This is a genomic window from Streptomyces varsoviensis, from assembly GCF_000718635.1.
GTDB lineage: Bacteria > Actinomycetota > Actinomycetes > Streptomycetales > Streptomycetaceae > Streptomyces > Streptomyces varsoviensis.
This window is the reverse complement of sequence record NZ_JOBF01000075.1, coordinates 1-429: the sequence shown is the minus strand read 5'-3', so window position 1 is coordinate 429 and position 429 is coordinate 1. Positions and strand designations below refer to the sequence as shown.

Annotated in this window: 1 protein-coding gene; it reads right to left on the bottom strand. The window is 73.4% G+C overall.

The features are described from left to right. A partial coding sequence (locus IF55_RS35650) for an IS110 family transposase (RefSeq protein ID WP_048833138.1) occupies window positions 1–429 on the bottom strand: 429 nt, incomplete at both ends.

Sequence of the window (429 nt, the reverse complement as noted above, 5' to 3'; positions counted from 1 at the left end):
GGGGCGAGGCCGGCGTAGGAGGCGAGGTGGGCGGCGGTGGGGAAGCTGGTGCCGTCGCCGACGGTGGCCAGCAGGACGGCGGCGGTCCTGACGCCGATGCCGGGCATCGACGTCAGGACCGGGGAAAGAGGGTGGGCCTCCAGCAGGGTGCTGATCTGGGCTTCGAGTGCCCGGCGCTGGGTGTGGACGGCGGCGAGCGAGGCGGCCAGGGAGGGCATGACGATGTCGAGGGTGCCGGTGCCGGGCACGACGACGGTCTGTTCGTCGAGCGCGTCGAAGACCTCGTCGATGAGCCGGGCTGCCATGCGTGGGGCTTTCGGGCGGATCAGTTCGAGGAGTCTGCGGCGGCCGGCTTTGCGCAGGGCGGCCGGGGAGCCGTGGCGTTCCAGGAGCCAGGTGACGGCCTGGTGGTCGAGGCGGGGGCCCAGG